Below are 18,258 nucleotides of genomic sequence, written 5' to 3'. Positions count from 1 at the left end.
AGAATGATGGGAGCTTATGACACGTCGTCAAAGGAATGTCCTTATTGTGGGAGCGGGATGGAAGCAGATTTTGTTGATGTAGGTGTCGGCATGGTTCAATGCGGTCCATATCATTGCTACGCATGTGAAGCTAGTGAGATTGGCCCGGAATTTGATAATTGGTGTTACAAAGACAGGATTGGAAAAACGATATATACGCAATCAAAACGAAAGTATTTTAAATACACAAAGAAAAAATTTCACCCAAAAACTGATTACAGCAAATATGTTTTACGTCCTGACGCTCCATTTACTAGAGAAGAATTGAAAGCGGGATATTACAAAGGGAGAATATCACCTTATGCAAATACAGTCGGCGGGGAATTAGTGGACCACATTACTGCGAAAGAAATGTATAACGTTGGATTGTTGGATGAAAAAGAATTGGAAATTAAAAACGACCCTCTCCAAAGGGCCGCTAAGTGAAATATCTCACTGCTAGTTTATCACAATTCATTCAAAAATATAACCATGGGAGGAAATATAGTTGGCTACTTTATACGAATTACAAGGCTCATATGCTCACTTGCAACAAATGATAGAAGATGGTGAAACAGATTTAGACGGCATCCTATCAACTGTGGAGGACGCGATCGAAACAAAACTAGAATCATATGCAATGGTTATTAAAAATATTGAATCTGATGTAGCTGGATTAAAAGCGGAGGAAAAACGTTTAGGCGATAAACGCAAAGTGATGGAAAATAATATTAAACGTATGAAATTAGCAATGCATGAAGCTATGTCTTCCACAGGTGATAGGAAAATAAAAGGTAAGAAATTCACATTTACCATTCAGAAGAATCCTCCATCTTTAAAACTTGTGGATGAGTCGTTGATTCCGAAGATATACGTTACAACTACAACAGTAAATACAATCGACAAAAAAGCCATAATGGAACTTTTGAAAAATAAAGAAGAAGTACCTGGTGCACAAATACAACAAGGCGAATCATTGCGAATTCGATAATTGGAGGAAACCAAAATGACAAAAGAACAATTAAACCAAAAAGAACAACACTATGCAGGTACAAGTGATGAAGCAGAAGAAATCGTTTCAGCAGCAAAAGAAAATGTATATCTCACAATGCACAAAATCAGTGAAAAGCATAATAAATTCGGCACATATTTCCTTGTCGATTTAACTTACAGCTACAACGTACCACGTGAAATTATGGAAAATGATGCTATGAAAAATGAAGCAGAAAGAATCATGCATGAAGGTGTAGAAGTTACTACAAATGGCGATGGAACATTTCAAGTAGATCCAAATCAAATGAGCATCGATGAAGTTGTGGAAGACAGAAATGAAAATGATGGAGCTCCATTTTAATAGAGAGGTGTGGAAAATATGAAAACTACTAGTGCAATGGAGATTCAAGCGGAAGCATCTACTTGGTTCCTATACGGAAATCCAGGTATGCGAAAAACAACTGCCGCGAAGTATTTAGATGGTAACACACTTTATATACCAATCGATAAAACGGAAATCGTTTTGGCAGGAAGTCCGAACATTGATATAGTCAATTTCGATTCTTACGATGCGTGGAATGCTTGGAATCAATTAATGGTCGATTTAAAGAATGCTGACCTGTCGAAATACGATACTATCTTTTTTGATAATATTTCAGAGTTAACTAGATCAATGTTATCAAATTTAGGTAGAGAAGGTAAAAACAATCGGGTGCCATCCCAAGGAAACTATCAACAAATCGATTTCTTTATTATAGATAGCGTTCGTTTTATTAAGACTTTAGGAAAAAGGGTAGTGTTCACGGCGTGGGAAATGACGGATGCTTGGAATTTACCGAATGGACAAGTTGTCAATCGTTCTTATCCGGATATTCGCATCAAAATATTAAACAACTTTATGGGGTTGTGCCAAGTAGTTGCTAAATCGGTGAAGAATGATGAAACGGGTAATTATGGTTTTATTTTAGAACCATCGTCATATATATTCGCGAAAAATCAATTAGACCATCGCAAAGCATGTGCTCACGAGGACATTTTCAAGGTCGGCGACCAGCCTTCCACAATTGATAATACAAAAGGAGAAGATAAATAATGTCATTTTTTAAAATGGAAGAAGTAGAAGAAGTAAAAGGGTTTCAATTGCCAAAGGTAGGTAAATACGAAGCGGTGATCATTAACGCAGTCGCTCAAAAAACACAAGCAGAAAAAGATATGTTGGTAGTAGATTTTGAAATTCGATCGGACGTTCCGCAAGAATCACAAGGCGCAAAAGTTTTATATAACAACTTTACATTCGAACACCCAACAGCAAGAGGTATTGCTAAATCATTATGTGTAGCTGCTGGATTTCCTACGAATCATAACTTTGCATCTTGTGAGGAAATGGCAAACGGTTTGATTAATAAAAATCTAGAAATCGGTGTAAAACACGAAGAAGATAATAAAGGTAACACTTATGCCAAGTCTAGTTATTACAATCCGTCTAATGCAAATCCACCAGCGCAGGTAGGAGCACCAATCGTTGTGGGTGATGATGATTTACCATTTTAATGGAAAATGAATAAAACTAAATAGAGAGGTTCATTTCGGTGGACTTCTCTTTTTTATACGATTAAATAGACGAATTAAACATAAATTCGATTGGATGCACGAATTATGAAAGGGAGGAAAAGCGAATGCTAGATTTCGGATATAAATTTATGAATGATGCGGGATTCTTTGCAATATCGACAATCTTCATATTACTACTTGTGGCGGTGTTTATTACAGTAATTACTGAATGGAGGAAAAGTAAATGAGTGGAAAAATTATGATTACGCAGGAACAGGCTGATGCGTTTCAGTGGATGCTAGGGGGTTCGCACCCTTGGAATATTGACCAATTAATAATATCGCACATTAAAAACGAACGTAGTTATATAGGAAAGGCTTCGGTATTGAATGGGATGGATGACGTTAAGTTTTTGAGGGCTTTGCGTGTCGGTTACGAAATCGAACCAGAATACAAAGCTGGGGATTGGGTTGTACGTGAATTTTCGGGGCAAGGACTGAACCCTGATAACGATAAGGATTTTGTGAATGGGAGAGTATTTGAAGTTGTTAAAGTACTTGGAGATAAGATTACTTGTGGGAATTCCGCAATACATCTAGATAAAAATATCCGTCATGCAACTCCTGAAGAAATCAAAACTGAACAGCATCGTCAATTGTGGAAGAAACTTGATCGTGAGGTTGGGGAATTTAAAACTGGCGATATAAGAATATATCGTTATGGCGGGAAAGAATTATCGGTAGATGACCCTGATTTCGCATATCACGAATATGAAGATGGGGAATTAAAAGGTTTCTACCCAGCCGAATCATTCATAAATTTTGAAGGTGATTCAGTTGACTAACTATACATTCGAAGAAAAACAACAGGCATTAAATGAAGCACATGAACTTATGAAAACAGATGCGGAACGATTGAAGAATATCGAAGAATATATAAATGATGCACAATTGAAATTTGTTAATCCTTACTTGAATGAGGATGATTTAAGTTTCCTTATTAAACAAGCTAAACGAACGGAGAAATACAAAACGGGTGCAACTAACTTTGGGCAAGCGTGGGCGGACAAATTAGAAGAAAGCAAGCGACTACGTGAAGCGCTTGAATTATTCGATGGAGTTTTCGATTTCAGTTTAGGAGCAATAGAAAGCCTTCTGGTCGATGATGAAGATTTAGGTATTAAAGATATTAACGTAGCTATTGTTAAAGGTCGAGAAGCGTTGAGAGGTGATTCAGAATGACTGAAACGAATGCGGAACGGGTGGAACGATTAAAGAACCACGCAACATACGAGCATCTAAGAGGTAAATTCTTAGTTCCGAGTGGTGACTATTTATGGCTTATCGAACAAGCTGAATTGGCGCAAGAGTTTAAATTGGCGCTTGAGATAGTTGTAGAAAAATATGCGATAGATTTAAAAGAAAACAAGCGATTCCGTGAAGCGTTGAAATTCTATGCACAAGAAAGTACATGGCAAAACAGCAAGTTGTACACGCCGGAGGGGGACATTTATGATGATGCACCTCCATTTGTGGAAGATACAGGATATAAAGCACGTCAAGCCTTAGAAGGTGATTCCAAATGACAACAGCCAATATTCCCAACATTGAATGGCAATGGCAGCAAGAAAACGCAAAGTTACAGAGTCAGATTGAACGGATGCGGAAAGTCATCATGGAATACGGAATACCCGAAGATGACGATGAAAACACTAGAATTTTCACAAAAACGCAGCTTGTATTTATCCATTCGTTGGGGCTGGATTACGGTGAAGTTTATAGGTTAGCTAAAAAATATGAGAGTGGACACGATGCTATTGAGGAAATCGTGTACAAATTGAAAGGGAGAGAAAACATTGAAGGGTCTAACGTACGTCAATAAAAATGCGATTCTCACACAAGTACTGGACAAATTAATCACACAAACAAATAAAGGTGTTGAGAAATACGGGGAAACGGTCAATCCAGATAGTTATTCAACAATTGAGTGGATAGACCACGCGATTGAAGAGTCTATTGACCATGTTGTATATCTTACTTGTTTGAAAGCGAAGATTGTGGAGGGAAATAAATGAAAGAATGTTACAAATGCAAAAAGCAAAGCGATAAAGTTACTCAATATTTTGATGGATTGAAAACAATTGTCGTTTGTAAAAGTTGTAAGGAAAAGGTATATGGAGGGGTTGATCGGTTATGAATTTAAGTAAATTATTCGAAACTCAAAAGGTATTAGATGAAAGAATAGTGTCACAGAAACAACTAGAAGGACGTGACTTGCTTCCAGAAAAGATTCTTGCATTACAGGTCGAGTTAGGCGAACTAGCGAATGAATGGCAAGGTTTTAAGTTTTGGAAAGAGAATAACGCACCGAGAACTCAATACTTCACTATTAACGGACCCGTCAATCGAGTTTTAGAAGAATACGTTGACAATCTTCACTTCATTCTGTCGATTGGATTGGAACACGAATTTGACAAAGCGTTACCTTTGGATATTGAACCAATCACCTGTGACGGAATTACGAAACAATTCACCATGTTAATGCAAACGGATTGGGAGTTTCATGAAGAGGGTTACGGTGGTTATTTTCATGAGGGATTGGAGTTGTTTTTAGGGTTAGGTGACATGCTTGGATTTGAATATGAACAAATCGAAACAGCCTATTACGAAAAGAACAAAATCAATCACAATAGACAAGAAAATGGATATTAACTTAGTCAAATCAGGAGGGCGGTCATGAAAGAAAATCCATACAATTTTAACGAAATACCAGCTGAATTAAAAGCCCTTCCTCAATGGATATTGTGGAAAAGTGAAGAGAAAGGCGAACGATATACAAAAGTACCATATCAAGTTGACGGTGAAATGGCTCAAGCTAATAACCGTCGTACTTGGTCCACATTTGCAACAGCGGTTAAGTTTTACTTACAAGGTGATTATGACGGAATTGGATTTGTATTCAGTCGTCAAGATAATTACATCGGAATAGATGTTGATGACTGTGTATCAGATGGGAAAGTTAATAGTTTTGCAACAGAAATAATTGATTCGCTAGATTCTTATACAGAATTTAGTCCAAGCGAAACAGGTATCCACATTATTGTTAAAGGAAACGTCCCTCAAAACGTGATAGGGACTGGAAGGAAAAACACGAAGCATGGTTTAGAAATTTATTCACACACTCGCTATTTTACCTTCACGGGCAATAAAGAAAACTCAAACGAAATATACGAGCGTACTGATGAACTAGCTGAAGTGTTTGAACGTTATTTTGACGATAGTGATATCCAAGGTCGAGCCAATTTAGCAGACTTTGAAAGTGACGAAATAAAATTATCAAACGAATCACTTTGGGAAAAGATGTTCCGCAGTAAAAAAGGCGATGAAATTCGTAGTTTATACAAAGGTAATTTAATCGACAATGACCATTCTGGAACGGATCTAGCTTTATGTAATTATCTTGCATTCTGGACAGGTAAATCAGCAACTCGAATGGATGCAATGTTTCGTGAAACGGCTCTCATGCGTGATAAATGGGATGTAATTCATTTTAGGGACACTAATGAAACATATGGTGAACGCACGATTGCAGAAGCTATTACATCCACCACATCCACAGTATTGGACCAACAGCAATATGATGAATTCTCTTTTGATTTCCACAATGGAGAAGAAGTAGAAAAGCCGAAAAAGAAATTCCGTCTTACTGAATTAGGTAACGCTGAAAGAATCGCTTATGAGTACGGCCATACCATCAAATATGTTGGCGATATGGGTTGGTTGATATGGGATGGAAAACGTTGGCGTGTTGATACTAAAAAGGAAATCGAGCGAATCACAAATAAAGTTTTACGTGGATTGTACAAGTCAGATGACGAAATGGAATCAAAATGGGCTCGTATGTGTGAACGCAGAAACATCCGGATGAATAGCATTAAAGATTTAATGCCATTGGTGCCAGGCGAACGTGATGAGTTCGACAGACATAAATACTTGTTCAACATCGAAAATGGCATCATCGATTTAAAAACAGGAAAACTTAAACCGCATGATCGTGAATTAAATCTAACGAAAATCGCAAATGTTGAATATGACGAAAACGCAAAATGTCCCGTTTGGATGACATTCTTAAATCAAATATTTAAAGATGATAAAAATTTAATCGAATACATGCAGCGGCTCATAGGCTATTCACTCACTGGTGATACATCCGAACAATCAATGTATTTTCTAGTCGGTGGTGGCTCAAATGGTAAATCAACTTTTGTTAATACGATAAAAAAAATAATGGGTGATTATGGTTTACAAACAAACTCAGAAACATTCATAAAAAGAAAAAGTGATGGAGCAAATAACGATATTGCTAGATTGGCCAGTTCCCGTTTTGTATCTGCAGTAGAAAGTGAAGAAGGTGAAAAACTTCAGGAATCACTTGTAAAAACCATAACAGGTGGAGAAGCAATTCTAGCAAGATTCCTTAGACAAGAGTTCTTCGAGTTTATTCCCGAATTTAAAGTGTTTTTTACGACAAACCATAAACCAATCATTGGTGGTGTGGATGACGGGATATGGAGAAGAGTAAAAATCATTCCATTCACTTTAAGTTTAAAAGCGCATGAACGGGATAAGAAACTTGAAGAAAAATTATCAATGGAAATGTCAGGGGTTCTAAACTGGGTAATCGAAGGTTGCTTAAAGTGGCAGCAGTCGGGATTGAAAGAACCTAGAGCCGTTTCTGATGCTACTGGAAACTACAAAGAAGATATGGATATTTTAGGACCATTTCTAAGTGAAAATTGTTATACCGATGAACCTACAAATGAAGCGATTCAAATTGAAGCAAAAGAATTATACAACGTTTATGACAGATGGTGTTTTAGTTCAGGTGAACGATCACTCGGAAATCGTGCTTTTTATAGAATGTTAGAAACGAAAGGTTTCGGAAAAACGAAAGGTACTGGAAATAAAACATTTTTGACAGGAATTACCTTAAATGAGCGTGTAACAGTTACTGAAGGGGTTATCGAAAATGAGAATAACAACTTTTTCAAGGTCAGTCAGTAACGAAAGTTAGTCTCAGTAACTATTTTATTTTTTCACGAAGCCAATAGTGACAAGGCTTAGAGTTAGTTATCTATTACTATAGTTACTTTAGTTATTGGTATTCTATATAAGTAAAAAATAAAAATATATATATATAGTCTCTTTAGACGGGTAATACCTGTATGCCAGTAACTCTAATAACTTTCATGAAAAAATACGCTTGAAACTGTTGGTGCTAAAGGGTTTATCGTGAGTTATCGAGATGTAATTCTAGTAACTATCATGATAACTTCCGTTTTTTCAATAACTCGAGGGAGGGATACCGAATCGTGTCAGTATTAAAAGTTTTATCACTTATCTGGAAGAGTGGCGCTGAAATCTATCGTGATGAATCAGATGGTCGATTAGCGATTAATAATGCAAATTTAATTCCACCAGAAGTATTAAAGGCAGCTGAACCGATTTTTAATGATGTTGATCAATGGTTTAAAAGTTGGGAATCAGCAAGTAATGCAGATGTGACGATTCGTAAAGCACTCCTTTTATTCTGTGGATGGCAATGGAATGAGAAAATGAATGAATGGCTTACGAATGACAATGAATCTTTAATGTTGTTGCATGATTGGACGGTTGTTCTAGCGAAACAGGGATGGTTTGATTTGTACTCTGACTATCGAGAATATGAAAATGATGAATCAAATTCTATGAAAATTAAATTTTATAATCTAGCAGTTTCATACGCTAGTCGAAATAAGTAGTTTACGAGCGATTATAGGCGTTTTAAGTCGAATGTGAGTATTTGTTCATGAAACTACTTAGAACAGTTAGGACGAACGGTAAATGATGTTAAAACGGGAGGTAATAGGAATGAGAGAAATTAGATTTCGAGGTTATTCAAAAACATATAACAGATTCATTTTTGGAATCCCTTTATTCGGTAGTAATAGTGCTTTCATCGTGAATGTAGATAACAGAGCGTGCGACATAGATAGTCTCGTTGTTCCTGAATCAGTTGGACAATACACGGGCTTAAACGATAAGAACGGAGCAAGAATTTATGAAGGCGATATTGTCGCTGACGGAATGCAAACCTTTGCAGTAGAAATCGGAGAACAGGTTGTCGAAGGTGATTTTGGTGAAAAAATCATTTACTACGGTTGCAACATTCTCTTAGGTGGAGGCTATCCAACTGCTGTAAAAAACGAGTTTGAGATTATCGGCAACATCTACGACAATCCAGAATTGCTAGGTGATGTTAAATGAAGGTAGTACAAATTGTATTAGGTTGTATGTTTTTGATGATAAGCGTAACTGTTTTTATGGGTGTAGAGGTTAATTCTTTTAGTGTTGCAACAGCTTTTATTACAGGAGCGTTATTGTTTTTCGCACGAGCTTTGGAGAGTGATAAAAAATGATTAGCTATAAATACACAGAAAAAGAAATAAAAGAAATTATGAAAACAATGGTAATCGTTATGGATACCAGGGAGAAGGTTAATCAGCATATAACAGATTACTTAAATCAAAAAGGCATTCCAGTGAAAATTGAAAAGCTTGATACAGGAGATTACGGAGCTTTAATTCCAGCTAATCCAGAATTGGGCATCACACGCAATATTTACTTCAATGGACGTGTAGAACGTAAAGCTCATATGGACGAAATCACAGGCAACTTGCAAAAAGATACACAAACAGCATTTGAAAATGAATTGATCCGTTCGAAAGATATTCCCTTTACTTTGATTGTGGAAGACATAAACGGATATGAAAAAATGTTAAAAGGCGATTACAGGTCGAAGTATGACCCATTAGCATTATTAGGTAGATTGAATACATTCAAAGCTAGATATAATTTTGAAATCGTCTATCTTGATAAAAAATTTAGTGGAAATTGGATTTACCATCATTTTTATTATCAATTAAGACATTATTTAAAAAGTGGAGCATTTTAAACAGAAATACGGACTAAAGGGGAGTATTAAATGATTAAAATATTCGAGTTGAAAGAAGAACACATTAAGTTGATAACAAATATGTACGTTGGTTGGAAAAAAACCGAAACAGGCGCACCGGCAATCAATCCCAAAAGACCTTATGGAAACAGTGATGTACCGTCGGACATTCATTATATTTTAACTGGTAGCTACGCAGAAGAGTTGTCGGCGGAATTAGAAGATAAGTACGGAAATCTACACAAAGAAACCGAAACCGCTTTGCAAATCATTCTTCAAACTAAATCGTTTGAGGTCGGAACATATCGTTTAGAAGGTTACGGAAATGAGTGGAATAAAATATATTGATGGTCTAATTCACAGGGCAATGACTTTTGAAAACGAGGTGAGGAATTGCGAAAATTAAACAGACACGATATTAAAAAACTAGAAGAACATTGGATAAATCATAATGAAAACATCAAACGGTTAAAATATCGTGAATGGGAATTGATGAGTAAAAACTCGGATGATGAGAATTCGGGTGGAGGTAGTAATTCGGTTCGTCAGATATCTAAACCGACTGAACAATTGGCTATTAAATTATTGGAGGATAAATTACATCAAAATTTAACCACTATTACGAGCGTTATTGAAAAATTGTATGAGGAACTCGATGAAGATGCTAAATCAATTGTGGACAGGCGTTATTGGTGTAGTGGGAGGGACTTCATGGAATGGGAAGATATGGCGTTTGAACTTGGCATGACGCGTTATAAAGTGTTGAGAATAAGGAATAACTTATTAGATGATACGGCTAGATTGATTGGGTATGTGTGATGTAGTTGACACAAACTGTAGAGGGGATGATTCAACATGATTCATGACTTGGAAAACACATTACACGGTGTTCTTCGGTGCAAGTGTAAGGGTAACTGTGTGCTCAAATCCCTGTATGTCAAAAGCGTTGTAGACGGTCACGCGGAAATCGACGCTGAACCATATGACGAAGCTTACGGACTCCTTCATTTTGATGAAACAATGAACAAAGTGGTTAGGGTGATTCAAAGACGTAGGAAGTCGATACTTAAAGCGTTAAATGCGGATGTCGTTACATTATCAGTTTACAACGAATACACAATGCAAGCAGCATTCTATCTGTCGGCGGAATCAAACGAATTGGTTAAGGTGAGTTGACACATAACGATGAATAAATTTTAGGGGGGAAATATAGTGAATCATGATTTCTATACATTCGAAGATGTTAAAAATGCCAGTGATGAAGACATGGAAAGTAGCTCTAGTCTATATCATTATGTAGTGGAATGCGGCTTTCAAATATGTAAAAAATGCGGAGAAGCCGAAGGTGGTCTTGCAATAAGTTGTCCAAGTAAGTAATCAGCAGTTCGACCATTATCCTTATCGAACTTGTCAGGGGTATGTAAGTTCGAATTAATATGAGGTAAATTGATATTGTAGTTATTTTCCTTAAAACTACATTTTCCTCCCTTCTTTTTAAATCACACTCGAAGATTCTAACATTAAAATTTAAACTCTATCACACGATGTTTAATCAGCGTACGGAAATACGCAACCATGTTGGTATCTAACTTATCTTCGGGTGTGGTATTTTTTTTACCCTTCTAGTACTATAATGGTATTCAGGAGGGATAAAATGAAAATATTAAAAATTAAACAAATAGTAATGTTATTGATCGCAATTGTCCTATTATCTGCTTGTGGAGGAAAGGCAAATAGTGAATCGGAAACTATTCATAAAAGTGTAGATAAAACGTTCGCTGCCGATACGAAACGAGTTCTTGAGGAATTAGATTATATTAATGAGAATGAGGTACCACCAAGCGAGAAAGCAATTGAGATATTTGAAAAGTATATAAGCCTATACGAAAATACAGAAATGACTACTAATGAATCAGACATATTTAGATATACGAGTGTGTTCACCGAAACCATTCAAGGTAAACACTACTTAGATAGCGATAAGGATAGATTTCGTAATGTGAGAGATAGTATATTGAGTATGATTGAAACGGGTAAACGTGCTGAACGGGAATAATTAAATATAATCAGTCAAAGGCATTCACATTCGTGAGTGTCTTTTTTGATATAAAAAAATAAATAGGAGTGGTAATCATGGCGGACAAAATGTCACGCGAAGAGGAAGAACTTAATAACATTCTTGGAATAAAGGCTTTGGCAAAGGCAACTAGTGAGTATGATGTATTGAAAATGGCAGGGAAACGACTTGGAGAAGAAGATAAATTAACGACCTTAGAATGTATGGATTGTGGATATAGGGAAGTATTTACAGAACAACAATTTAAATTTACTGATGGATTTGGTTGCATTCTTTGTGATGGACCAACCAAATCAACATTAACTAGACCTAATGATGCGATTAAAAACAGGAAGATGAAGGTGTCGAATGAACTGAACAGGATAGGGAAAATTGGCGAACAGGGTGGCATCGACATTGCTAACACTCTTAAAGGACTCAAAGCAATCCAACGTGAAGCACGTAAGGCTATAGCGGACTTGAAAGAGTTAGAGAGCCAGCAAAGGGAATGTAGTCTCCATATTGACGGGAGAGCTATAGCTGAATCACTCGCAAAACATAATGCAATGGCTCGTAGATTCGATGGTGATAACTCATGACCGAAAAACTTACAGCACTCTGCAACCAATGCGACTACATCACAGACGTAGTATTTAAAGAGAAGAAGCACCCAAACAACATACAGGAAACCTACTTCAAGTGCGAACATTGCCATCATCATTACACATCATTCGTTACAGATGCCAGGGTAAGGAAGCTACAACGCAAGAGGGCGACGCTGACAGGTCCATACAATGAACAGAAGCGAATCGAACTGTTTGAAGATATTAAAACTCAAATGTCTCAACTCAAATATAATCTAGTGAACTTCGGTCGTGCTGATCTATGACTAACCCATACAAAGACCAACGTTGGATACGTAAGCGTAAAAATATCTTGCGTCGTGATGGATACATTTGCAAGCACTGTAGTCGCTACGGTAAGACTACGGGGGCAACTACGGTACACCATATATACCCATTGGACGAGCATCCATCTCTCTGGTTAACAAACGATAATCTTTTAAGTTTATGTCTGACTTGTCATGGCAAAATGCATAATCGAATAACAAATAAAATCACAAAGATTGGAATCGATTGGCAAGATAGAGTCCACGGTAAGCTTGCTGTTCATCTGAATAAATAATAAAAATCTGATTCGAAATAAAAAATGTACATCCCCCCCATTGAGTTGTCGAATTGTGTGGCACTACGGGAGCGAAGAGGGGAGGTCTTTCCAATAGCGCGGACATTTGACATTTTAGAAAGGGGGTGTGGCGGCTGTATGAAAAAAAAAATACGCAAATCAGTTGTTGATAATATGAAGCATTTGGGAGTTTACAGCGATAATTACGAGCATACGATTGATCTCTATGTAGATATGTTGGTTCAATATAAAGTATTTGAAGAACAGTTTGCTGATTCTGGTTATAAATTGACTGAATCACATACGAATAAAGCCGGTGCTACAAACGAGCGTAAAGCCCCGATCTATATGGCCATGGAATCGCTAAGGAAGGATCTCGCGAAATACTCGGATTTACTTTGTTTGAATCCAAGGGCTTATGAAAGGGTTAAGAAACCAGAGGTGCCTATTCGTAAAGAGGTTCCTGAGAAGCCAAAATCAAAGTTAGAACAAGCATTAGGTGATGATGGGTGAAGGATTTCAAAAACTATGAAACTGTAGTGCGCTTTGCTTCTGCAATTGTGGAGAAAAGGAAGCTCGCGAATAAAGAACAAATTGAAATGTGTAAAAGATTTTTTAACGATATGGAAAACCCTAAATATGATTTCAATCCCAAAGATGCGGAATTCGTCATTAGGATAATTGAAAAAACATTCGTCCATCAAAAAGGCGAAGACATGAATGGCTACCCATTACGCGGTAAGCCTTTTTTATTGGAGCCATGGCAGAAATTTGTCGTTTATAACATACTAGGTTTCTATCATAAAGGGACAATTCTCAGGAAATATAAAGAAGCGTTTATCATGCTGCCACGGAAGAATGGTAAAACGCCATTTATGAGTGCTTTGTCTTGGGGATTGGGGTTACTGGAAAGAAAATCGGGCGCGGAAATCGTCATAATCGGAAATCAATTAAAACAAGCGTTGCAAAGTTTCAACTTTATAAATTACAACGTAAAAAACATGGGTGAAGAAGGCAACTTCCGCATCCTCGACAACAACCAAGAACACAGCATCAGCGGTAATATCGGTGAAGGTTATATGCGAATTGAAACGATTGCGGGTAATAGTGATCGAATGGATAGTTTGAATACGCTCATTCAAGTTTTGGATGAGTTACATCTATATAAAAGTGCATCGCAGTATAACACGATTAAGGAATCGGGTAAGGCATATCGAAATAGCTTATGTATTGGTATAACGACAGCCGGGGATAACATGAATAGTTTCTGTTATAACCGAATGATTTACTGTCAAAAAATATTAAATGGTTCCGTAAGTGACGAACAGTATTTTGTGTTTATCGCAAAAGCAGACCAGGACGAACATGGCGAAGTCGATTACACGAATCCGATTGAACATGAAAAAGCGAATCCGAATTATAATATTTCGATTGCCGGCCATGAATTATTGAATGATGCATTGCAAGCTCAAAACGATCCGCAACAACGAATGGCATTTTTAGCAAAGTCGCTTAATATTTATACATCAGCAATGAAAGCGTATTTCAATCTTGATGAATTTCAATCGTCCAATCGTGAAACCGAAGAGGAATTAGGATTGGCTGGATTATCACTAGAAGACAAAATTAAAAAACTGGCGACAATGAAAATAGATTGGTATGGCGGCGCAGATTTATCCAAACGTCACGATTTAACAGCAACAGCGTTGTATGGAATGTATAAAGATATTGATATTGTTATCAGTCACGCATTTTTCCCAATTGTAGCAGCGCATGAGAAAGCAACTGTGGATAACATCCCTCTATTTGGATGGAAAGACGAAGGACATTTAACTATGACCAATACGCCGATTGTCAACTATCCTGATGTTGTCAATTGGTTTATTCGCATGAAAAAATTGAAGTTAAATATTAAAAATACAGGATTTGACCGTAAATTCGGACGGGAATTCATTATGGAAATGAAGAAAAATGGATTCAAGATTGAAGATGCTCCACAGTATTTTTATTTAAAATCAGAAGGCTTCAGACGGATTGAAACAAAAGCGAAAGAACGAAGATTTTATTATCTTGGTTCGGAAGCATTTGAGTATTGCATCCAAAATGTTCGTGCGATTGAACAGACTGATGATGCTATTAAATACGAAAAAGTTTTAGAAACTCAAAGGATTGATGTATTTGATGCAGCGGTGTTCTCGGCTATGCAGATGTTGAAGAACTTGGAGAAATCGGGGACTGCTTCTCGATGGTTGGATAGTTGATAGATAATGAGTGGGAGGGATTGAATAATGAACGAAACGAAGATTTCGGGTGCGGTGAAAAGGTATGTAAAAGCGTTATGGTATGGAATGTTTCTTGACTATCACTTGAGCAAGCGAAACAAAATAAGGTCAAAGCATCAGACGCTATTTCGATACCATTATGAAAAATCTCTATATTATTACGAAAATGCTTACGGTAAAGAATACGAAGAAAATAAAGAAGAAGTCTAATTCGCATCCACTTCCACGACATTCAGCAGTTTAGAAAGGCGGTGAACAAATGAAGTTTTTCGACAGATTCAAAAAGCGGTCAAAAAGCGTGATGGAAATACCTTTCACATTTGGCGATTTAAGTACACCAGGTTACACAAGATTATCCGATAATCCAGATGTGCGAATTGCAGTAGATAAGATTGCAGACTTAGTTTCTAATATGACAATTCACCTAATGGAGAATACAGACGAAGGCGATAAGCGATTACGCAATGGGCTATCCCGAAAAATAGATGTTGAACCACATCGGAATATGACTCGTAAAGGTTGGGTTCATAAAATTGTCACGGATATGCTTTTACACGGTGATGGAAATTCTGTCGTCCACATCGGTGTTGATTCTGAAACGGGGTTGATTGATGATTTAAAGCCATTTCCTATGTCGGCTGTCAATTATGAAGAAGATGGAAACGATTATTTAATCAGCTATGATGGGAAAACGTACAGACCAGATGAGGTTATCCATTTTGTAATAAATCCCGACCCTAATAGACCATATCGTGGGACAGGCTACCGTGTCATTCTACGAGACATTATTAAAAACCTAACCCAAGCCGATAAAACGAAGAATAGTTTTATGAGTGGTACGTATATGCCGTCAATCATTCTATTTGTGGATGCCATGACGGACGAATTAGCAAGTGAAGAAGGACGAGAAAAAATACTTGATAAATATGTATCTGAATCAGACAGTGGAAGAAAACCATGGGTATTACCCGCTGACTTAATAAAAGTTGAACAAGTAAAACCGTTATCACTCAAAGATATTGCCATTATTGAAGGTGTCGAATTGGATAAAAAAACTGTTGCTGGACTCATTGGAGTGCCGGCATTTTTTCTGGGCGTTGGCGAGTTTGATAAAGAAGAATATAACAACTTTATTAACACTCGGATTTACTCGATTGGACAAGTATTCTCCCAAACATTAACGAGGGATTTACTTTATAACCCGAACTGGTTTTTCCGTTTAAATCCACGAAGTCTATTCAGCTATGATTTAACCGAAATGGTAACAGCCGGAACGATGATGGTCGATAGAAACGCAATGCGAAGAAATGAATTAAGAGATTGGATTGGTTTGGATCCGGATGGCGAGATGAACGAATTAATCATTTTGGAGAATTACATTCCGGCCAATAAATTAGGCGACCAGAACAAATTAAAAGGAGGTGAAAATGATGAGTGAAAAACGCCGTATGCATTTCACGTCTGATTTAAAAACCCGTGACAGCGACATTGAAGGTGAAGCGGTCATTGAGGGTTATTTTGTTGTATACGACAAGGAAACCGAACTATGGCCAGGAGCATTTGAAGAAGTCGCGCCCGGAGCGTTTACGGAAAGTTTACGTAGTGCCGATATTATGGCATTGGATAATCATGATTCCCGAATGGTATTGGGTAGCGTTTTGAGCAATACGCTTGAGCTTAAATCAGACGAAACGGGATTATGGGGAAGCGTGACAATCGACATGGAAGACCCGAATGCTAAATCAGCCTATCGAAAAGTGCAAACAGGTAAAGTTCGTGGGTGTTCATTCGGCTTTTATCCAACAAAAGAAGAACGCATTGAAAATGATGACGGCACTATGAAATGGCGAATTACGGAAGCGGAACTATTAGAAGTTTCCATAACTGCTTTTCCCGCATATCCCCAAACTGATATATCAGCCCGTCGCAAAGATATTGACAAAATGAAGAAACAAAAATTAGAGCAACGCAAAAAACAATTAAAGGAGCGGATGTCGAAATGAATCCAGTATTAATCGGAGCAAAACTTAATTTGAAACGTAACTCACTCAAAACTGTGGAGGAAAGAATCGCAGAACTACTTGTTAAGCGTAGTGAGCTTGAGGAATCTATCGAAGGTATTGAAACAGAAGAAGATTTAACTGCTGTTGAAGCAAATGTAAAAGAAAATGACGAAGCAATCGAAGCAGCAGAAGGCGAAAAAACGACACTCGAAGAAGAAATTGAAGGACTCGAAGGCGAACTTGAAGCATCTAACCGAAAAAAACCAAAAGCAGGAGGTAAACGAACTATGCCAAACGAAATTGAAGTACGCGAAGGAATCAATGCATTTGTACGATCTAAAGGGGCTATTCAAGAGCGTGGGGACTTTACGTCGGTTGAAGGTGGCGCATTAATTCCAGAGGATTTGATGGCTCCTAAAAAAGAACTTGTGGACGTATTAGACCTAACTCTATATGTTCGTAATCTTCCAGTTACACGCGGTTCTGGTAAATATCCAATCATCAAGAAATCTAACGGTAAATTTGTTTCTGTTGCTGAATTGGCCGCGAATCCAAAACTTGCTACACCGACATTCGATGAAGTAACTTATGACATCGAAACGTACCGTGGTTATGTTCCGATTTCACAGGAAGCAATTGACGATGCAGATTATGACATTGCAGGAATGATTGCTGAAGATATTCGAGATCAAGAGCGTAACACGAAAAATGAACAAATTTCAGCCATCTTTAAAACGGCGCCAGTTAAAGCAGTTTCTGGATTAGATGGTATCGTGACAATGTTCAATAAAGATTTCAAGAAAGTTTATAATACGAAAGCATTTGTTTCATCTTCACTATTCAATGCACTTGATTTACTGAAAGACAAAAACGGTCGCTACTTACTAGAAGATGACATCACTGTTGCATCTGGTAAACGAATCAAAGGAAAAGAAGTTATTGTTCTTGATGATGATGTTATCGGTAATGCAGACGGTGACTTAGTTGGATTCTTCGGTGACGCTTACGAGTTTATTACTCTATTCAACCGTAAACAAGCATCTGTTAAATGGGTAGACAATGACATTTACGGTCAACTATTGGCAGGCTTCGTACGATTTGATGTAAAATCTGTGGACGACTCAGCGGGTTATTATGTCACTTATACGCCAGCAATTCCAGAAGTTTAAGAAGGGGT

30 protein-coding genes are annotated in these 18,258 nt (G+C 37.3%); all 30 read left to right on the top strand.

Annotated features, from left to right (window positions below):
• Positions 1–6 precede the first annotated feature (6 nt).
• Positions 7–465 (top strand): hypothetical protein, encoded by a 459-nt coding sequence (locus AC25Y1_RS10740; RefSeq protein ID WP_488147981.1) that lies wholly within the window; start codon positions 7–9, stop codon positions 463–465.
• A gap of 61 nt (positions 466–526) precedes the next feature.
• Entirely contained in the window at positions 527–1,009 is a 483-nt protein-coding gene (locus AC25Y1_RS10735; protein ID WP_488147980.1) for a siphovirus Gp157 family protein, read from the top strand.
• Positions 1,010–1,024: 15 nt separating this feature from the next.
• The gene (locus tag AC25Y1_RS10730) at positions 1,025–1,372 is read left to right on the top strand and encodes an organic solvent tolerance protein OstA (protein WP_488147979.1); all 348 of its coding nucleotides are present in this window, start codon (positions 1,025–1,027) and stop codon (positions 1,370–1,372) included.
• A gap of 18 nt (positions 1,373–1,390) precedes the next feature.
• Positions 1,391–2,104, top strand: coding sequence for an AAA family ATPase (locus AC25Y1_RS10725; protein ID WP_488147978.1), 714 nt, complete (start codon positions 1,391–1,393; stop codon positions 2,102–2,104).
• Positions 2,104–2,562, top strand: a complete 459-nt coding sequence (locus tag AC25Y1_RS10720) for a DUF669 domain-containing protein (RefSeq protein WP_488147977.1) — start codon at positions 2,104–2,106, stop codon at positions 2,560–2,562. The genes AC25Y1_RS10725 and AC25Y1_RS10720 overlap by 1 nt, the downstream gene beginning before the upstream one ends.
• Positions 2,563–2,687: 125 nt before the next feature.
• Complete coding sequence (locus AC25Y1_RS10715) at positions 2,688–2,810, top strand: hypothetical protein (RefSeq protein WP_488147976.1); 123 nt, start codon at positions 2,688–2,690, stop codon at positions 2,808–2,810.
• Positions 2,807–3,406: a hypothetical protein gene (locus tag AC25Y1_RS10710; protein WP_488147975.1), complete on the top strand. Its 600-nt coding sequence runs from the start codon at positions 2,807–2,809 to the stop codon at positions 3,404–3,406. The genes AC25Y1_RS10715 and AC25Y1_RS10710 overlap by 4 nt, the downstream gene beginning before the upstream one ends.
• Positions 3,399–3,803, top strand: a complete 405-nt coding sequence (locus tag AC25Y1_RS10705; RefSeq protein WP_488147974.1) for a hypothetical protein — start codon at positions 3,399–3,401, stop codon at positions 3,801–3,803. The genes AC25Y1_RS10710 and AC25Y1_RS10705 overlap by 8 nt, the downstream gene beginning before the upstream one ends.
• Complete coding sequence (locus AC25Y1_RS10700) at positions 3,800–4,147, top strand: hypothetical protein (RefSeq protein ID WP_488147973.1); 348 nt, start codon at positions 3,800–3,802, stop codon at positions 4,145–4,147. Before AC25Y1_RS10705 ends, AC25Y1_RS10700 begins: the two co-directional genes overlap by 4 nt.
• Complete coding sequence (locus AC25Y1_RS10695) at positions 4,144–4,443, top strand: hypothetical protein (protein ID WP_488147972.1); 300 nt, start codon at positions 4,144–4,146, stop codon at positions 4,441–4,443. Before AC25Y1_RS10700 ends, AC25Y1_RS10695 begins: the two co-directional genes overlap by 4 nt.
• On the top strand, positions 4,418–4,636 hold the full coding sequence (locus AC25Y1_RS10690; RefSeq protein ID WP_488147971.1) for a hypothetical protein: 219 nt from the start codon (positions 4,418–4,420) through the stop codon (positions 4,634–4,636). Before AC25Y1_RS10695 ends, AC25Y1_RS10690 begins: the two co-directional genes overlap by 26 nt.
• Before the next feature lie 118 nt (positions 4,637–4,754).
• Positions 4,755–5,273, top strand: coding sequence for a dUTP diphosphatase (locus tag AC25Y1_RS10685; RefSeq protein ID WP_488147970.1), 519 nt, complete (start codon positions 4,755–4,757; stop codon positions 5,271–5,273).
• A 24-nt stretch (positions 5,274–5,297) separates the two neighbouring features.
• A complete protein-coding gene (locus AC25Y1_RS10680) occupies positions 5,298–7,625 on the top strand; it encodes a phage/plasmid primase, P4 family (protein WP_488147969.1) in 2,328 nt (775 codons plus the stop codon).
• A 308-nt stretch (positions 7,626–7,933) separates the two neighbouring features.
• Entirely contained in the window at positions 7,934–8,362 is a 429-nt protein-coding gene (locus AC25Y1_RS10675; protein WP_488147968.1) for a hypothetical protein, read from the top strand.
• A 109-nt stretch (positions 8,363–8,471) separates the two neighbouring features.
• Positions 8,472–8,867, top strand: coding sequence for a YopX family protein (locus tag AC25Y1_RS10670; protein WP_488147967.1), 396 nt, complete (start codon positions 8,472–8,474; stop codon positions 8,865–8,867).
• Complete coding sequence (locus tag AC25Y1_RS10665; RefSeq protein ID WP_488147966.1) at positions 8,864–9,019, top strand: hypothetical protein; 156 nt, start codon at positions 8,864–8,866, stop codon at positions 9,017–9,019. Before AC25Y1_RS10670 ends, AC25Y1_RS10665 begins: the two co-directional genes overlap by 4 nt.
• A complete protein-coding gene (locus AC25Y1_RS10660; protein ID WP_488147965.1) occupies positions 9,016–9,555 on the top strand; it encodes an ERCC4 domain-containing protein in 540 nt (179 codons plus the stop codon). Before AC25Y1_RS10665 ends, AC25Y1_RS10660 begins: the two co-directional genes overlap by 4 nt.
• Before the next feature lie 30 nt (positions 9,556–9,585).
• The gene (locus AC25Y1_RS10655; RefSeq protein ID WP_488147964.1) at positions 9,586–9,903 is read left to right on the top strand and encodes a hypothetical protein; all 318 of its coding nucleotides are present in this window, start codon (positions 9,586–9,588) and stop codon (positions 9,901–9,903) included.
• Between the two features lie 45 nt (positions 9,904–9,948).
• Positions 9,949–10,374 (top strand): DUF722 domain-containing protein, encoded by a 426-nt coding sequence (locus AC25Y1_RS10650; protein ID WP_488147963.1) that lies wholly within the window; start codon positions 9,949–9,951, stop codon positions 10,372–10,374.
• Positions 10,375–10,410: 36 nt separating this feature from the next.
• The gene (locus AC25Y1_RS10645) at positions 10,411–10,731 is read left to right on the top strand and encodes a hypothetical protein (protein WP_488147962.1); all 321 of its coding nucleotides are present in this window, start codon (positions 10,411–10,413) and stop codon (positions 10,729–10,731) included.
• Positions 10,732–10,767: 36 nt separating this feature from the next.
• Complete coding sequence (locus AC25Y1_RS10640) at positions 10,768–10,932, top strand: hypothetical protein (protein ID WP_488147961.1); 165 nt, start codon at positions 10,768–10,770, stop codon at positions 10,930–10,932.
• Between the two features lie 277 nt (positions 10,933–11,209).
• Positions 11,210–11,611, top strand: a complete 402-nt coding sequence (locus tag AC25Y1_RS10635; RefSeq protein WP_488147960.1) for a hypothetical protein — start codon at positions 11,210–11,212, stop codon at positions 11,609–11,611.
• A 77-nt stretch (positions 11,612–11,688) separates the two neighbouring features.
• Positions 11,689–12,210, top strand: coding sequence for a hypothetical protein (locus AC25Y1_RS10630; protein ID WP_488147959.1), 522 nt, complete (start codon positions 11,689–11,691; stop codon positions 12,208–12,210).
• A 286-nt stretch (positions 12,211–12,496) separates the two neighbouring features.
• The gene (locus AC25Y1_RS10625) at positions 12,497–12,796 is read left to right on the top strand and encodes an HNH endonuclease (protein WP_488147958.1); all 300 of its coding nucleotides are present in this window, start codon (positions 12,497–12,499) and stop codon (positions 12,794–12,796) included.
• Between the two features lie 138 nt (positions 12,797–12,934).
• Entirely contained in the window at positions 12,935–13,309 is a 375-nt protein-coding gene (locus AC25Y1_RS10620; RefSeq protein WP_488147957.1) for a P27 family phage terminase small subunit, read from the top strand.
• Positions 13,306–15,057, top strand: coding sequence for a terminase large subunit (locus AC25Y1_RS10615; RefSeq protein ID WP_488147956.1), 1,752 nt, complete (start codon positions 13,306–13,308; stop codon positions 15,055–15,057). The genes AC25Y1_RS10620 and AC25Y1_RS10615 overlap by 4 nt, the downstream gene beginning before the upstream one ends.
• A gap of 27 nt (positions 15,058–15,084) precedes the next feature.
• The gene (locus AC25Y1_RS10610; RefSeq protein WP_488147955.1) at positions 15,085–15,288 is read left to right on the top strand and encodes a hypothetical protein; all 204 of its coding nucleotides are present in this window, start codon (positions 15,085–15,087) and stop codon (positions 15,286–15,288) included.
• 49 nt (positions 15,289–15,337) lie between these two features.
• Positions 15,338–16,516 carry a phage portal protein gene (locus AC25Y1_RS10605; protein ID WP_488147954.1) on the top strand — a complete coding sequence of 393 codons (1,179 nt, stop codon included), beginning with the start codon at positions 15,338–15,340 and terminating at the stop codon, positions 16,514–16,516.
• Entirely contained in the window at positions 16,509–17,081 is a 573-nt protein-coding gene (locus AC25Y1_RS10600; protein WP_488147953.1) for an HK97 family phage prohead protease, read from the top strand. The genes AC25Y1_RS10605 and AC25Y1_RS10600 overlap by 8 nt, the downstream gene beginning before the upstream one ends.
• Positions 17,078–18,250, top strand: coding sequence for a phage major capsid protein (locus AC25Y1_RS10595; RefSeq protein WP_488147952.1), 1,173 nt, complete (start codon positions 17,078–17,080; stop codon positions 18,248–18,250). Before AC25Y1_RS10600 ends, AC25Y1_RS10595 begins: the two co-directional genes overlap by 4 nt.
• Positions 18,251–18,258: the final 8 nt, after the last annotated feature.

The organism is Sporosarcina sp. Y1009 (genome assembly GCF_057669865.1).
The sequence above is the reverse complement of the archived record's forward strand: the minus strand, read 5'-3'. Positions and strand labels throughout refer to the sequence as shown.

Excerpts from the sequence above, each read along its gene's own strand:
- AC25Y1_RS10740 (WP_488147981.1), top strand. The coding sequence starts at position 7 with ATGGGAGCTTATGACACGTCGTCAAAGGAATGTCCTTATTGTGGGAGC.
- AC25Y1_RS10730 (WP_488147979.1), top strand. The coding sequence starts at position 1,025 with ATGACAAAAGAACAATTAAACCAAAAAGAACAACACTATGCAGGTACA.
- AC25Y1_RS10725 (WP_488147978.1), top strand. The coding sequence starts at position 1,391 with ATGAAAACTACTAGTGCAATGGAGATTCAAGCGGAAGCATCTACTTGG.
- AC25Y1_RS10720 (WP_488147977.1), top strand. The coding sequence starts at position 2,104 with ATGTCATTTTTTAAAATGGAAGAAGTAGAAGAAGTAAAAGGGTTTCAA.
- AC25Y1_RS10715 (WP_488147976.1), top strand. The coding sequence starts at position 2,688 with ATGCTAGATTTCGGATATAAATTTATGAATGATGCGGGATTCTTTGCA.
- AC25Y1_RS10710 (WP_488147975.1), top strand. The coding sequence starts at position 2,807 with ATGAGTGGAAAAATTATGATTACGCAGGAACAGGCTGATGCGTTTCAG.
- AC25Y1_RS10700 (WP_488147973.1), top strand. The coding sequence starts at position 3,800 with ATGACTGAAACGAATGCGGAACGGGTGGAACGATTAAAGAACCACGCA.
- AC25Y1_RS10695 (WP_488147972.1), top strand. The coding sequence starts at position 4,144 with ATGACAACAGCCAATATTCCCAACATTGAATGGCAATGGCAGCAAGAA.
- AC25Y1_RS10685 (WP_488147970.1), top strand. The coding sequence starts at position 4,755 with ATGAATTTAAGTAAATTATTCGAAACTCAAAAGGTATTAGATGAAAGA.
- AC25Y1_RS10680 (WP_488147969.1), top strand. The coding sequence starts at position 5,298 with ATGAAAGAAAATCCATACAATTTTAACGAAATACCAGCTGAATTAAAA.
- AC25Y1_RS10670 (WP_488147967.1), top strand. The coding sequence starts at position 8,472 with ATGAGAGAAATTAGATTTCGAGGTTATTCAAAAACATATAACAGATTC.
- AC25Y1_RS10665 (WP_488147966.1), top strand. The coding sequence starts at position 8,864 with ATGAAGGTAGTACAAATTGTATTAGGTTGTATGTTTTTGATGATAAGC.
- AC25Y1_RS10660 (WP_488147965.1), top strand. The coding sequence starts at position 9,016 with ATGATTAGCTATAAATACACAGAAAAAGAAATAAAAGAAATTATGAAA.
- AC25Y1_RS10655 (WP_488147964.1), top strand. The coding sequence starts at position 9,586 with ATGATTAAAATATTCGAGTTGAAAGAAGAACACATTAAGTTGATAACA.
- AC25Y1_RS10645 (WP_488147962.1), top strand. The coding sequence starts at position 10,411 with ATGATTCATGACTTGGAAAACACATTACACGGTGTTCTTCGGTGCAAG.
- AC25Y1_RS10635 (WP_488147960.1), top strand. The coding sequence starts at position 11,210 with ATGAAAATATTAAAAATTAAACAAATAGTAATGTTATTGATCGCAATT.
- AC25Y1_RS10630 (WP_488147959.1), top strand. The coding sequence starts at position 11,689 with ATGGCGGACAAAATGTCACGCGAAGAGGAAGAACTTAATAACATTCTT.
- AC25Y1_RS10625 (WP_488147958.1), top strand. The coding sequence starts at position 12,497 with ATGACTAACCCATACAAAGACCAACGTTGGATACGTAAGCGTAAAAAT.
- AC25Y1_RS10620 (WP_488147957.1), top strand. The coding sequence starts at position 12,935 with ATGAAAAAAAAAATACGCAAATCAGTTGTTGATAATATGAAGCATTTG.
- AC25Y1_RS10610 (WP_488147955.1), top strand. The coding sequence starts at position 15,085 with ATGAACGAAACGAAGATTTCGGGTGCGGTGAAAAGGTATGTAAAAGCG.
- AC25Y1_RS10605 (WP_488147954.1), top strand. The coding sequence starts at position 15,338 with ATGAAGTTTTTCGACAGATTCAAAAAGCGGTCAAAAAGCGTGATGGAA.
- AC25Y1_RS10600 (WP_488147953.1), top strand. The coding sequence starts at position 16,509 with ATGAGTGAAAAACGCCGTATGCATTTCACGTCTGATTTAAAAACCCGT.
- AC25Y1_RS10595 (WP_488147952.1), top strand. The coding sequence starts at position 17,078 with ATGAATCCAGTATTAATCGGAGCAAAACTTAATTTGAAACGTAACTCA.